The 13,574-nt window shown below is 45.4% G+C and carries 14 protein-coding genes and 5 tRNA genes; 14 read left to right on the top strand and 5 right to left on the bottom strand.

The window, feature by feature from the left end; translation table 11 throughout:
- Window positions 1–62: 62 nt before the first annotated feature.
- Together E0D71_RS14805 and E0D71_RS14810 are read right to left on the bottom strand one after the other, a co-directional pair.
- Window positions 63–968, bottom strand: a complete 906-nt coding sequence (locus tag E0D71_RS14805; RefSeq protein WP_133004094.1) for a hypothetical protein — start codon at window positions 966–968, stop codon at window positions 63–65.
- 49 nt (window positions 969–1,017) lie between these two features.
- Window positions 1,018–1,203: a hypothetical protein gene (locus E0D71_RS14810; RefSeq protein WP_133004095.1), complete on the bottom strand. Its 186-nt coding sequence runs from the start codon at window positions 1,201–1,203 to the stop codon at window positions 1,018–1,020.
- Between the two features lie 91 nt (window positions 1,204–1,294).
- Here E0D71_RS14810 and yaaA point away from each other — a divergent pair, with 91 nt between their 5' ends.
- Window positions 1,295–2,077, top strand: a complete 783-nt coding sequence (gene yaaA / locus E0D71_RS14815; RefSeq protein ID WP_133004096.1) for a peroxide stress protein YaaA — start codon at window positions 1,295–1,297, stop codon at window positions 2,075–2,077.
- 53 nt (window positions 2,078–2,130) lie between these two features.
- Here yaaA and prmC read toward each other — a convergent pair whose 3' ends face one another.
- The 3 genes from prmC to hemA are packed head-to-tail and all read right to left on the bottom strand — an operon-like array spanning window position 2,131 to window position 5,376.
- A complete protein-coding gene (gene prmC, locus E0D71_RS14820) occupies window positions 2,131–2,976 on the bottom strand; it encodes a peptide chain release factor N(5)-glutamine methyltransferase (RefSeq protein WP_133004097.1) in 846 nt (281 codons plus the stop codon).
- 40 nt (window positions 2,977–3,016) lie between these two features.
- The gene (prfA, locus tag E0D71_RS14825; protein ID WP_133004098.1) at window positions 3,017–4,105 is read right to left on the bottom strand and encodes a peptide chain release factor 1; all 1,089 of its coding nucleotides are present in this window, start codon (window positions 4,103–4,105) and stop codon (window positions 3,017–3,019) included.
- A gap of 2 nt (window positions 4,106–4,107) precedes the next feature.
- Window positions 4,108–5,376: a glutamyl-tRNA reductase gene (hemA, locus tag E0D71_RS14830; protein WP_133004099.1), complete on the bottom strand. Its 1,269-nt coding sequence runs from the start codon at window positions 5,374–5,376 to the stop codon at window positions 4,108–4,110.
- A 224-nt stretch (window positions 5,377–5,600) separates the two neighbouring features.
- Here hemA and E0D71_RS14835 point away from each other — a divergent pair, with 224 nt between their 5' ends.
- The 13 genes from E0D71_RS14835 (at window position 5,601) to E0D71_RS14895 (ending at window position 13,568) form a co-directional block, all read left to right on the top strand.
- Window positions 5,601–7,391: a tetratricopeptide repeat protein gene (locus E0D71_RS14835; protein ID WP_165943013.1), complete on the top strand. Its 1,791-nt coding sequence runs from the start codon at window positions 5,601–5,603 to the stop codon at window positions 7,389–7,391.
- Window positions 7,388–7,966 carry a lipoprotein insertase outer membrane protein LolB gene (lolB, locus tag E0D71_RS14840; protein ID WP_243712041.1) on the top strand — a complete coding sequence of 193 codons (579 nt, stop codon included), beginning with the start codon at window positions 7,388–7,390 and terminating at the stop codon, window positions 7,964–7,966. The genes E0D71_RS14835 and lolB overlap by 4 nt, the downstream gene beginning before the upstream one ends.
- A 5-nt stretch (window positions 7,967–7,971) precedes the next feature.
- Window positions 7,972–8,826, top strand: a complete 855-nt coding sequence (gene ispE / locus E0D71_RS14845) for a 4-(cytidine 5'-diphospho)-2-C-methyl-D-erythritol kinase (RefSeq protein ID WP_243712042.1) — start codon at window positions 7,972–7,974, stop codon at window positions 8,824–8,826.
- A 69-nt stretch (window positions 8,827–8,895) separates the two neighbouring features.
- On the top strand, window positions 8,896–9,843 hold the full coding sequence (locus E0D71_RS14850) for a ribose-phosphate diphosphokinase (protein ID WP_133004102.1): 948 nt from the start codon (window positions 8,896–8,898) through the stop codon (window positions 9,841–9,843).
- Window positions 9,844–9,910: 67 nt separating this feature from the next.
- The gene (locus E0D71_RS14855) at window positions 9,911–10,489 is read left to right on the top strand and encodes a 50S ribosomal protein L25/general stress protein Ctc (protein ID WP_133004103.1); all 579 of its coding nucleotides are present in this window, start codon (window positions 9,911–9,913) and stop codon (window positions 10,487–10,489) included.
- Between the two features lie 19 nt (window positions 10,490–10,508).
- Entirely contained in the window at window positions 10,509–11,093 is a 585-nt protein-coding gene (gene pth / locus E0D71_RS14860; protein ID WP_133004104.1) for an aminoacyl-tRNA hydrolase, read from the top strand.
- 26 nt (window positions 11,094–11,119) lie between these two features.
- Window positions 11,120–12,211: a redox-regulated ATPase YchF gene (gene ychF, locus E0D71_RS14865; protein ID WP_133004105.1), complete on the top strand. Its 1,092-nt coding sequence runs from the start codon at window positions 11,120–11,122 to the stop codon at window positions 12,209–12,211.
- Between the two features lie 112 nt (window positions 12,212–12,323).
- Window positions 12,324–12,398, top strand: a tRNA-Gln gene (locus tag E0D71_RS14870).
- Between the two features lie 9 nt (window positions 12,399–12,407).
- A tRNA-Met gene (locus tag E0D71_RS14875) sits at window positions 12,408–12,484 on the top strand.
- A gap of 12 nt (window positions 12,485–12,496) precedes the next feature.
- Window positions 12,497–12,571 (top strand) — tRNA-Gln (locus E0D71_RS14880).
- 26 nt (window positions 12,572–12,597) lie between these two features.
- Window positions 12,598–12,674 (top strand) — tRNA-Met (locus E0D71_RS14885).
- A gap of 19 nt (window positions 12,675–12,693) precedes the next feature.
- Window positions 12,694–12,768: transfer RNA gene (locus E0D71_RS14890), tRNA-Gln, on the top strand.
- A 122-nt stretch (window positions 12,769–12,890) separates the two neighbouring features.
- A complete protein-coding gene (locus tag E0D71_RS14895) occupies window positions 12,891–13,568 on the top strand; it encodes a TIGR04219 family outer membrane beta-barrel protein (RefSeq protein ID WP_243712043.1) in 678 nt (225 codons plus the stop codon).
- Window positions 13,569–13,574 lie beyond the last annotated feature (6 nt).

Genomic DNA, 13,574 nt, shown 5'->3' on the forward strand with positions numbered 1-13,574 from the left:
GCACCACTCACCAAAGCGCCATATTGGCGTGTGATGAATGCCAGCCAATCAAAAAAGAAACACTATAGTTTTTTGTTTAACCAGCGGGTAATCACCGGTAAAAGGGAGGTTGGCAATTGCAACGCGCCTGCCAAGGGAAGGAATGCTGGCCCTAATAGCGCGCCAGCAATACTGTAAGTTAACAAGACATTTCGGTTGCCTGATGTTATCGCTGCCGTTAAGGCGATTTCTTTTCCTGATCGCCAATAGACCAGCAAAGACACACTAAAGAACAGGGCGCATAAGCCCATCGCGACCAATAAATAGTTTAGCGCTGCCATTGGGTCCTGATCAAACAGCACTCTAAAGCTTCCGATCAAACCAAAAGGAAAAGCAAACACCAACAAAATCGTATAAGGAGAGATTTTCACCAACATTCGGTCAAGCGCTTCTCGTGGCGCAATCGCATGCACCAGAAACGAAAAGGCCATCGGACCAAAGACAAAAATAATTAATCGTAAAAAATACGCCACTAGATCAAGGTGAACACTATCGCCTTGGTAAATCAGCAAGGTCACAAAAATCACCAATGGCAGCAATAAGGTTGTTGCAATGGTCATCGCCATGGCTTCTACACTGTCAAACCCTAGCGCTCTTACAATCGCTGGCGTCGCAAACAGCGACCCCGTTGCAGCCACAGCCACCATGGCCAATTGCAATGAGGCATTTGCCGAGAACAACCAGCCGATAAGACCAATAAAAAGCATGTAAAAGATCGCATGTAAGCTGGAATACAACCAAATTTTTCTATTTCGGAGCCTAATGATTAACTCCGCTTGTTTAATACCAAGCAAGGTCAGCGTCATCAGGAAAAACAACACTAAGGGAAGAAAAGGAAACACACTAAGTGATAATGAAGGGAACACAAAACCTAAAATGGCCGCCAAAAACATACACAACAACGAGTGGCGAATAAGAAAAGCGAACATGTAAAAGACATCCTTGGCAGACAAGCGCTAAACAAAGCTTGTCACATGATTATTTTTTATTATGGGAGTAAATCTTATTTTCTTCGGGCAATTCTGCGATTTCAATCGGCCACTGTGCTCGGGCACGATCAAAAGCCTCCCTCAATTCAACAAGTTCACTGTTACAAACAGCTTCCTCTGAAGGGACGTTTATCACTCGCTTAATGTTCGGAAAAGGTATCAGATTATCATTCATAACCTATCTCTATTGCAGCATCCTCTAGATATCTATCGACACTCTATGGATAATCTTTAACAAACGCAACAATTGAGCCGATGGAAGCCTTATGAAATTCTTAATATCACCAGCAAAAACACTGGATACAACGTCCACGCCGAGCGTAAATGAATTTAGTCAACCGCGCTTCTTAGAACAGTCTCAACAACTGATTGACACGATAAAACCGTACACACCTGCGCAAATTGCATCACTAATGAAACTCAGCGACAAGTTAGCCACACTCAATGTGGAGCGTTATCACGCCTGGGAAAAATCACACTCAACACACAATAGTCGCCCTGCGATCTACACCTTCATGGGCGATGTATATACGGGTCTCGACGCTTATTCTTTAAGCGCTGACAATATCGCCTATGCACAAGGGCATTTAAGAATTTTGAGTGGCTTATATGGCCTGCTAAAACCCCTAGATCTAATGCAAGCCTACCGCTTAGAAATGGGAACCAGACTGGAAAATGCAAACGGCAGCAACTTGTATCAGTTTTGGGGAGACACCATTGTGGATTCTCTAAACAGTGAATTAAGTGAAGGCGAACTGTTGGTTAACCTAGCGTCAAATGAATACTTTAAGGCCGTAAATACCAAGCGCCTCAAGAGCACATTGATTAGCCCAAATTTCCTAGATGAAAAGAACGGTCAATTCAAAGTGATTAGTTTTTATGCTAAAAAAGCGCGTGGTTTAATGTCTCGCTACCTGATTGAGAATCGCTGCGAAACCTTAGAAGAGTTAAAACGCTTTGATTTGGCGGGCTATCGCTATGATGCTGAGCGCTCAACCAAACATGAACCTATTTTTGTTCGTCCCGAAAGCGCACAGCCACAAAAATAACACCTTCAGGTTGCGTGATGCTCTTTGCATCACGCATTTTATTCCTCGCTAACTTACCCCTTTACAGGCTTACGACCTTGAGTAACACGGTCATTAACGCCCAAATCTTGGTAGGTTTTCACGTCCGTATAACCTTGTGCTAAAAACGCAGAACGCACCGCAGCACCTTGATCATAACCATGCTCAAAAACAAGGTAACCGGCTTCGCTTAAATAGCTCGGCGCACAAGCAATAATATGCAGAATATCCGCTAACCCTTGCTGCTCCGCAACCAAGGCACTCCTTGGCTCAAAGCGGACATCACCTTGTGATAAATGCTCATCATCAGGGTCAATATAAGGCGGATTGGAGACGATCAAATCAAACTGATTAGAGGCGTCTAATTGATCAAACCAACTGCTCTGCATGAACTCAACATCCAGCTGATTTCGCTTTGCATTACGCCTAGCTAAAGCCACCGCCTCTTCATTAAAATCAATGCCTGTCACAGAGGATGAAGGACTTTCTGCAGCTAAAGCGAGCGCAATGGCGCCAGTGCCAGTCCCTAAGTCCAGCACACAATTGGCGGCCATTGGATCAATTAACGCCAAAGCCACCTCAACCAAACGCTCAGTGTCTGCACGGGGAATCAAGGTGCATTCCGCCACCTCCAGCTCCAGCGTCCAAAAAGCCTGATGGCGGATAATATAAGCGATCGGTTCACCTTGCTCACGCCTCTGGAGCAGCGCCTCAAACTCAGCAATCGATGAGTGCTCTAATATTTTATCCGGCCAGGTATAAAAATACGCCGTTGTTACTCCTAACACATGCGCCAACAAAAGCTGCGCATCCAACTGAGCCGTATCCGACACAAAAGTAAGGCGCTCGTAAGCGCCTTTTAGTAATTCGTCAATTCGCATATGCGATCATAACCCTATGATGTCAGCCATTTACACAAAATTAATTGTCTGAACTCAACGCTGCAAGTTGCTCTGCTTGGAACTCATTCACTAGAGGATTGATCAATACATCTAAATCCCCAGCAACAATTTCGTCCAGTTTGTATAAGGTCAAATTAATACGGTGGTCGGTTACACGGCCTTGCGGGTAATTATAAGTACGGATTCGCTCAGAACGATCACCACTACCCACCAATGATTTACGCGCTTCAGATTGCTCGCTAGCGGCTTTATCTTGCTCCGCTGCTAATAAGCGAGACGCAAGCAAAGACATCGCTTTCGCGCGGTTCTTATGCTGTGAACGCTCTTCCTGACACTCAACCACAACACCGGTTGGAATATGCGTCAAACGAATCGCAGAATCGGTTTTGTTTACGTGCTGACCACCCGCCCCAGAGGCACGGAAAGTATCGACTCGTAAATCGCTTTTGTTTATCGCAATATCCGCCACTTCGTCCATTTCTGGCATCACAGCGACAGTACAAGCCGAGGTATGAATGCGGCCTTGAGATTCCGTTGCAGGAACACGTTGCACGCGGTGTGCACCCGATTCAAACTTAAGCTTAGAATAAGCACCTTCACCAACAATACGTGCAATGACTTCTTTGTAACCGCCATGCTCGCCATCGCTGGCACTGACAATTTCTACTTTCCAGCGTTGAGTTTCTGCGTAACGCGAATACATGCGGAACAAATCACCAGAGAAAATAGACGCTTCATCACCGCCGGTTCCGGCTCGAACTTCTAAGAACACGTTACGTGAATCGTTAGGGTCTTTAGGCAACAATAGCTTCTGCAAAACAAGCTGCAGCGCTTCTTGTTGCTGCTGACCTGCTTTCATTTCTTCCACACCCATCTCTTTAATATCCGGGTCGGAATCCGTCATCATCAACTCGGCTTCTTCGATATTTTCAACAACTTGCTGATATTCATTGAAGCACTTAACCACTGGCTCTAATTCTGCGTACTCTTTTGAGTAAGCACGAAATAAATCCTGATCCATGATGACCTCAGCTTCACTTAACTGTGCCGCTAATTCATCATAACGATCAGACAAACTCTCTAATTTAAACTTTATCGAATCTTTCATTTTTAATTATCTTTATCTTCATTAATGCCCAATACAGTTGCGGCAATGGTTAATCCGTGTTGATCCGCATCCGCACCCGCCTCTCTGAGATAACGAGTGGGAGCGTGGATCAATTTATTCATCAGCCCATGCGCGAGTTTATTGATCACTTGCTCAGGGGATTGGCCGGACTCTAAGCTTTTCATCGCTTTCGCCAACTCAATGTCTTTTATGTCTTCTGCAGAATGTCGGTAAGTGACTATTAGGTCAGACATTTTACGGGATTCTAGGGTGCGACGATAAGAGTCGACCCCTTCTTCAATAATTAACTCTGCGGCTTTGGCGGCATCTTGCCTTGCTCGCACATTTTCTTCAATCACTGAATGCAAATCGTCAACGGTATAAAGGTAAGCGTCTTTCACTTCCTCTACTTCTGGTTCAATATCCCTAGGCACCGCGATGTCGATTAGCAACATAGGATTATGGCGGCGCTTAGAGGTTGCACGCTCAACCATTCCTTTGCCTATGATAGGTAACTGGCTCGCTGTCGATGAAATAACAATGTCTGCCTGAGCAAGATAATCGCCGATATCACCCAGCATGATGGCTTCGGCGCCTAAATCATTGGCTAAGGTTTCTGCACGCATTAAGGTTCTGTTGGCCACTATGATTCGCTTAACACCTTGCTCTTTTAAATGACGAGCAACCAATTCTATGGTTTGCCCTGCGCCAATCAACAAGGCTGTATTTTGTCGAATATCGGCAAAAATGCGTTGCGCTAAGCTCACGGCGGCAAACGCAATCGAGACAGGGTTTTCACCAATCGCGGTGTCTGTGCGGACGCGCTTGGCGATCGAGAAGGTACGCTGAAACAAGGCGCGCAATTCAGGGCCTATGCACTCGCCTTCTTGAGAAACCGCATAAGCAGACTTAACCTGCCCTAAAATTTGCGGCTCACCTAAAATAAGAGAATCCAATCCTGACGCCACACGCATCACATGACGAACACTGTCATCATTAAAGTGCGTATAACAATATTGCTTAAGATCATCGAAATCCAATTGATGATAATGCCCTAACCAGCGGATAACGTCATCCACATCGCGACCATCTTCAATTGCGCAATATAACTCAGTCCGATTGCACGTAGAGACAATTACGGCTTCATTGGCTTTTTTCTCAGACACCAAAGAAGACAGAGCCTCCACCATTTTTTCTGGGGCAAAGGCTAAGCGCTCACGAATCGATACTGGGGCTGTTTTGTGGTTGACTCCCACGGTAATTAGCGACATTAAGAAACTCTTTTCAAGGATCGGTATCTCAAGACATGGGTAAGAGGAATAAGCATTCCAGTACAGCCCTTTACATAAAGAGGACACATTATACGAGGAATTAGCTTATTTTCGCACCCCATAGGATCAATAAAAGTAATAGGATTAGTTTATAGTTATGACTGACACAACCTATCTGCTAACGATATCATAAGGCTTATATGAATTTAGCATCGAGAAAGCACATGCCATCTTATTTGCACACCTTTGCCTATGCCCACAAAAAATCGCCTACGATGAGATCGGCCGCCACACTTTTCCTTATTTTAAGCTCGGCTGCTTTATTTGGCTGCAGTTCAACACCTCAACCCGCAGACACCCCAGCCAAACCACAAAAAACAGCACCAAACATAAGCGCAACAAAGAACCCAAACGATCAAATTGAGGCTCTCTTAGAAGCAGAGTTCACACTGCAAAGAGAGGGACCAAGCAAAGCGTTTCAGCCATTTTATCAGCTCGTTAAGAAAACACGTGATGAACATCTAGCTGAGCGACTTATGCAGATTTCAGCCGCCAGTCAGAGCAATATAAACATCGAAAAAAGCACTAACTTGCTTATTTCCATTGATCCTTTTAACGAACAAGCCTATGCACTGAAATTACAGATGCTGTTGCAATCTCATCGCCCTGACGAAGCGACCGCACTACTAAGCTCAATCATTGATAAGGGCGTTTCGGTTCATTTTTTACCTCTTTATATTGATAAAAACATTCGCAACACGGATTTGATCAATACCGTCACCCGCACTTTGGCGCAATTGCCAGACAGCTACCACAATAACCTTTCAGTTAAGGCAAGCGATGCACGGGTGCAATTCAGTGCTGGCGATTACAAAACCACAATCCAGACCACCAAAGCACTATTAGCCAACAAAAAAACAACCGACACTGAGCCTTTATACCTCCTTCTTGCCTATAGCCAAGATCAATTAGGAAACCAAAAAAGCGCCATATCCACGTTGGAAAAAGGATTGTCGCACTTCCCTCGAAGCACTCGCCTACTCACACCATTATTGGAGTTTTTAGTACACTCTGGGGAAATTAAAAAGGCCGTAAAAAGTTACCAAAACACCGCTCTCACACACTCAGATCACACCCAAGCTGGCATTACCTTTAGCAACCTACTCATTGCCACTGGGCACCCAAAGACAGCCTTAACGACGTTGAGAGCATTACCGGAAAATAAATACGGTCTTGAGAACCAAGTCGGTTATTTAATCGCAACCGCCCTTTCTGATATGGGAGAAAAGCCCCAAGCCATTAAAGAAATGAAAACGGTGTCTGGCGTCCTCAACACTCACGCCACCAGCCAAATAGCCTTGTGGCTTTATGACGAGCATAGGGAAAACGAAATCAATAGCATGGTGCTCAATCGAACGCACAGAGAGCACATCCCTGAAGTCGTCACGAGCATTTGCCGCTTACACGAAGAGAAACAGCACAATGATTTATCATTAGCGCTGTTAAACGATGCGCTAACAGCGTATCCACACTCTGACGCCTTGCGTTATCGTAAAGCACTGCTTGAAGACAGCATGGGCAATTGGCAAAACACCATCGCAGATTTAAAGCATTTATTAGACAAAAAGCCGCAAGACGCTCAATACCTTAACGCTTTAGGTTATACACTATTAACGCGCACTAAAAACATCGATGAAGCGATGCACTATATCGAAGAAGCCTACCAACAAGACCCAGAAGATCCTGCTATTATTGACAGCTTAGGGTGGGGGTTATTTTTACAAGGCAAATTAACCAGCGCTTCTTTTTATCTAAAAAAAGCATGGAACACATTACAAGACGCTGAAATCGGAGCCCATTACGGCGAGGTTTTATGGCAACAAAAGGCCCATAACCAAGCCGCCTATATCTGGGAAAAAGCGCTTAAAGAAAGCCCTCAGAACAGTTTATTATTAGAAACCATAAAGAGACTTTCCCCTTCTCTTCTAGACAACACTATTAAGGACAATCAATGATGTTTTTTCGCGTTACCTTATTGGCATTGCTGACAACGCTATTGGCGGCTTGTACCAGTCAACCACAGGTACAAACACCGCCGCCTTCTAGCGTTAGCACCATCAAACAATGGGAAGCCGAAGGCCGTGTTGGGATTCGAACAGAACACGACGCCGTGTCTGGGAATTTTAACTGGCAGCACAGCCCAAACACATTTGATTTACGCATTTACGGCCCATTTGGGCAGGGCAGTACAGAATTAAGCAAAAGCAAAGACGGTAAAGTGGTATTGGCCTACGAAGACCAAAAAGCAGAAGGTTATGATGCCGAACAACTTCTTAAGCAACGCTTGGGGTGGCAATTTCCAGTCCGCCAAGTAACCTATTGGATCCGAGGATTACCCTACCCCAACACCCCAAGCACAGTAAAAAAATCACAAAACAGTGAATTGCCGGAAGAAATCACACAAGATGGCTGGACCATTTCTTATCAGAAATTTTCCAACATCCGCGGCTTGTCTTTGCCACAAAAAATGCAAGTTTCTCGCCCACCCTATCGCGTTAATTTAATAATCACCCAATGGACTATTCAGTAAATTCTATGAAACTCCCTTCACCGGCGAAATTGAACCTTTTTTTGCACATTACCGGTCAGCGTAGTGACGGCTACCATGACCTGCAAACGCTTTTTCAACTGACTGATTTTTGCGACACCTTAACCTTTGATATAAACGAACAAGATAGTGTGAGCATATCACCTGATATTCCTACTCTGCCGACATCTGATAATCTGATTTTTAAAGCGGCAGAACTGCTCAAACCTTATCGCAAATATGCTTATCATGGTGTCGATATTGTTCTAGAAAAACAATTACCTATGGGTGGAGGCATTGGCGGAGGAAGCTCCAACGCGGCCACGACTTTACTCGCCCTAAACACCTTATGGCAATGCGGCCTTTCTTTACAAACGCTAGCCAATTTAGGGCTTCAGTTAGGAGCCGATGTGCCTGTTTTTGTCATGGGTACATCGGCGTTTGCTCAAGGTGTGGGTGAGCAACTCCAACCCGTCGAGCTAGAGACCCCGTATTTTTTAATCATAAAACCCGATTGCCACGTCTCAACTGGTCAAATATTTACCGATAAACATTTGACAAGAGACACCCCTCCCATCAAAATATCGCACGCCTTAACGCTGGGCGGGCGTAATGATTGTTTAAACGTGGTAATAAAGCACAATCCTGAAGTAAATGACGCGTATTTGTGGCTTAAAAATCACGGTGACGCCAAACTGACCGGGACCGGTGCCTGCCTCTTTTTAACGTTTCATAATCGTCAAGACGCTGAGCGACTAAGAGCGTCTACACCTGAAAAATGGCAAGCTTGGGTTTGCCAAGGCTGTAACCTTTCCCCGACTCATACTGCATTAAATCAGTGGATCGAGAAAAACAAAGCGTAATTCGCATGTTATTAGCGCACTACGTCAGCCACCTATGTTCATAGTTATAAAATACAAAGGGTATACACAGTGTCCAAGTTGATGGTTTTTACCGGTAATGCAAACCCTGAACTCGCTCGCAGGGTGGTTCGCCGCTTAGGGCTACCTATTGGCAATGCAACCGTAGGTAAATTTAGCGACGGAGAAATTGCGGTCGAGATCAATGAAAATGTCCGCGGTAAAGACGTTTTTATTATCCAATCCACGTGCGCCCCTAGTAATGATAATTTAATGGAATTAATCGTGATGGCAGATGCGCTACGTCGAGCATCCGCTTCCCGAGTTACCGCGGTGATTCCATATTTCGGTTACGCTCGCCAAGACCGTCGAGTTCGTTCTGCTCGCGTACCGATTACCGCAAAAGTGGTTGCCGATATGATTTCTGCAGTGGGCATTAACCGAGTATTAACGGTTGACCTTCACGCGGATCAGATCCAAGGCTTTTTCGACATTCCAGTCGACAACGTCTATGCCACCCCACTACTACTGGATGATCTTCAGCGCCAAGGCCATGAAAACATTGCCGTGGTTTCTCCAGATGTTGGTGGTGTTGTCCGTGCTCGTGCTTTTGCGAAACTATTAGATGACGCCGATCTTGCGATCATCGACAAACGTCGTCCACGCGCTAATGAAGCGCAAATTATGCATTTGATTGGCGATGTTGCAGGCAAGACCTGCGTTCTTATCGATGATATGTGTGACACCGGAGGTACATTGTGTGCCGCGGCAAAAGCACTAAAAGAACACGGCGCGGCAAAAGTATTAGCTTATTGCACACACCCTGTTCTCTCTGGCAAAGCCATTGAAAACGTAAAAAATTCCGTGCTTGATGAGTTGGTCGTGACTGATACCATCCCATTGACACAAGAGGCGCAAAATTGCCCTCAAATACGCCAATTGTCGATGTCTGACATTATGGCGGAGGCTGTTCGTCGCGTTTGCAACGAAGAGTCTATCAGTGCCATGTTTGGGGCCTAAGCCAAACACTTTCGCTCGGAACGGGTCGCAGTTCTGGGCACCACTTATTATTAATTAGGAAAATACCATGACATTATCAATTAATGCCGTTGCACGTACTGAAGAAGGTAAAGGTGCGAGCCGCCGCCTTCGTAAAGAAGGCCTAGTGCCTGCTGTCATCTACGGTGGCGACGTTGAACCAAAATCCGTTACTCTAAAAGATAACGAAGTTCTTAAAGCTGTTTCTACACCTGGTTTCTTAACTAGTGTTGTTGAAGTATCTGTTGATGGCCAAGCTGAAAAAGTACTTGTTAAAGCACTTCAACGCCACCCAGCAACTGGTGCAGTAATGCACATGGACCTATTGCGCATCGCTGAAAACACTGTGATCACAACTCGTGTTCCTTTAAGTTTCATCAACGCTGCGAAAAGTGAAGGCGTTAAGAGCCAAGGCGGTCGTTTGACTGTTGAAGCGAAACTGGCTGAAGTTCGCTGCCTACCAGCTAACCTACCTGCTGAATTGATCGTTGATACTATCAATGGCCAACTTGGTCAGATCTTCCACCTATCTGATGCAACACTACCAGAAGGCGTTGAGTTGATTGCTTTGCTTAAAGGCGAAGATCACAACCAACCAATCGGTCGTATCGACAAATCTAAACGTTAAGATCATTGAAGGTAGCATTGTGGCAGGTTTCAAATTATTAGTCGGTCTGGGTAATCCAGGTAACGAATACGAGAACACTCGTCACAATGCAGGCGCCCAATGGGTTGAGGCATTGGCTCGTCAGAGCCAGTGCCTTTTGCGTTCTGAAAAGAAGTTCTCAGGCCAATTTGGCAAAGTTTCTATAGCTGGTGAAGAATGCTATTTGCTTATTCCCACCACCTATATGAATTTAAGCGGCAAAGCCGTTCAAGCGGTTTGTCAGTTTTACAAAATCCCTCCAGAAGAAGTTCTTGTCATCCATGACGAACTGGACATCCCTCCTGGTACTGTCAAACTTAAAAAAGGTGGCGGTCACGGTGGCCATAACGGTCTAAAAGACATCATAGCGAAGCTTGCAAACAACCGAGAGTTTGGTCGTTTGCGCATCGGTATCGGACACCCGGGACACGCCAGCCAAGTCGCAAATTATGTTCTTAAAAAAGCATCGCCAGATGACTACAGCAAAATAGAACAGACAATCGACGAATCATTACGCTACGTTGATGACATCGTACGCGGCAACCTAAACGCTGTTATGAACCAATTACACAGCTTCAAAGCATAATCATTTAATCATTCAGGAATCTCACTATGGGTTTTAATTGCGGCATCGTAGGCTTACCTAACGTTGGTAAATCCACTCTTTTTAACGCCCTTACCAAAGCTGGTATCGGCGCAGAAAACTTCCCTTTTTGCACCATCGAGCCCAATGCCGGCGTCGTTGCTATGCCCGACCCTCGCTTAGATGCGCTCGCAGCAATCGTGAAGCCTGAACGCACACTAGCAACCACGATGGAATTCGTTGATATTGCAGGTCTTGTAGAAGGCGCGTCAAAAGGCGAAGGACTGGGCAATAAATTCCTTGCCAACATTCGCGAAACAGATGCCATTGCTCATGTTGTTCGTTGCTTTGAAGACGAAAACGTCATCCATGTATCAAATAAAGTAGACCCTAAATCAGACATCGAAGTCATTAACCTAGAGCTTATCTTTGCTGATATAGAGTCCATCGAGAAACAATTATTCCGCACCGCGAAAAACGCCAAAAGCGGCAACAAAGACGCCATTGCCCACAAAGCCTTTCTTGAAAGCATTAAAGAGCACCTAGAAAACGGCTTGCCTGTGCGTGCTATGAAATTGTCTGACGATCAACAAAAAGAAGTCAGATCTTTTCACCTGTTGACAACCAAACCCACCATGTACATTGCGAACGTGGCAGAAGACGGTTTTGAAAATAACCCTCACCTAGATCAAGTGCGTGAAATCGCCGCGGCAGAAGGCGCCATGGTGGTGCCTATCTGTAATCAGCTTGAAGCAGAAATTTCTGAGCTAGACGCAGAAGAAATGCAAGAATTCCTTGATGAGATGGGCATGACAGAGCCAGGTCTTGATCGCGTCATTCGCGCAGGCTATGAGCTTCTCGGCCTTCAGACCTACTTTACAGCGGGCGTAAAAGAAGTGCGTGCATGGACAGTCAAACAAGGCGCAACCGGCCCACAGGCCGCTGGTGTGATCCACACGGACTTTGAAAAAGGCTTTATCCGCGCAGAAGTTGTTGCCTACAACGATTTCATTCAATACCAGGGTGAAAGTGGCGCAAAAGAAGCTGGGAAATGGCGTCTAGAAGGAAAAGACTACATTGTGAAAGACGGCGACGTCATGCATTTCCGTTTTAATGTTTGATTTTTTATAAAACATTAAAGAAAACACTTGACCCGTTAACGGGTTATATGAATAATATCGCGCCACAGAGACAGCAGATCGTTCTGCGATAACTGGCTCTGTGACAGTCTATTGGGGTATCGCCAAGCGGTAAGGCAACAGGTTTTGATCCTGTCATGCGTAGGTTCGAATCCTGCTACCCCAGCCAATAGACAACGGCTATGTAGCTCAGTTGGTTAGAGCACATCACTCATAATGATGGGGTCACTAGTTCGAATCTAGTCATAGCCACCAACAACTCGATAATGGGGTATCGCCAAGCGGTAAGGCAACAGGTTTTGATCCTGTCATGCGTAGGTTCGAATCCTGCTACCCCAGCCATCGTCACACGTTATAGATACAATTTAGGCTATGTAGCTCAGTTGGTTAGAGCACATCACTCATAATGATGGGGTCACTAGTTCGAATCTAGTCATAGCCACCACTCGAAAAAAATGATTCTTTGGGGTATCGCCAAGCGGTAAGGCAACAGGTTTTGATCCTGTCATGCGTAGGTTCGAATCCTGCTACCCCAGCCATCATTTTCCAGCAATATCTCACGCCACATTACATCCATTTTCCTCCTTATTTCTCTGGATTTTGTTACACGAAGACCTATAATGGAAGAAATTTGTCAATTTCTGATTTATGGATGTACGTTATGATGAAGCCAGCCCTACTTCTTACCACCGCCCTATTAGCAGGCACAGCACAAGCCGATATTTTAGGCCTGACTGCCGAGGTTGGTTCTTACTCACCCAGCGCCGATGATAGCTATATTTCAGACAGTGGCAGCAGCAAAAAATCAGCCGACCTAGACGGTAAGAGCGGCACCTATTTTGGTATTGCTTTTGAGCACCCATTACCACTGATTCCAAATGTTCGCTTTCAAACCCTTGATCTGAAAGCAAACGGCAGCTCTGATGGAAAATCAGCCAAACTCGACCTTTCCCACCAAGACTACACGCTTTACTACGAATTTCTTGATGGCTTACTTTGGATCGATCTAGACGCAGGTCTTACCATACGAAAATTTGACGGCTCAGTATCCCTTGATGGTGATAAATCCAACCTATCTGACTTCTACCCATTAGGCTATGTCGCTGGCTACGTAACCGTACCAGGCACGCGCTTATCTTTTGGTGGCGAAGTTAAAGCAGGCGGCTTTGATGGCTCCAGCATCACTGACACCACGCTTAAAGTAAAATACCAAAGTCCTTTCTTGGTTGGTCTTGAAGGCGGTTACCGCAAAATCGACCTAGACCTAGACGACATTGATGGAAAAGACATCAAAAGTGATTTCTCAGGTGTGTTTGTCGGTGCCTTTATCGACTTCTAATTCGCC

Origin of the sequence: Marinomonas sp. KMM3893, from assembly GCF_004352855.1 — a bacterium.
GTDB lineage: Bacteria > Pseudomonadota > Gammaproteobacteria > Pseudomonadales > Marinomonadaceae > Marinomonas > Marinomonas arenicola.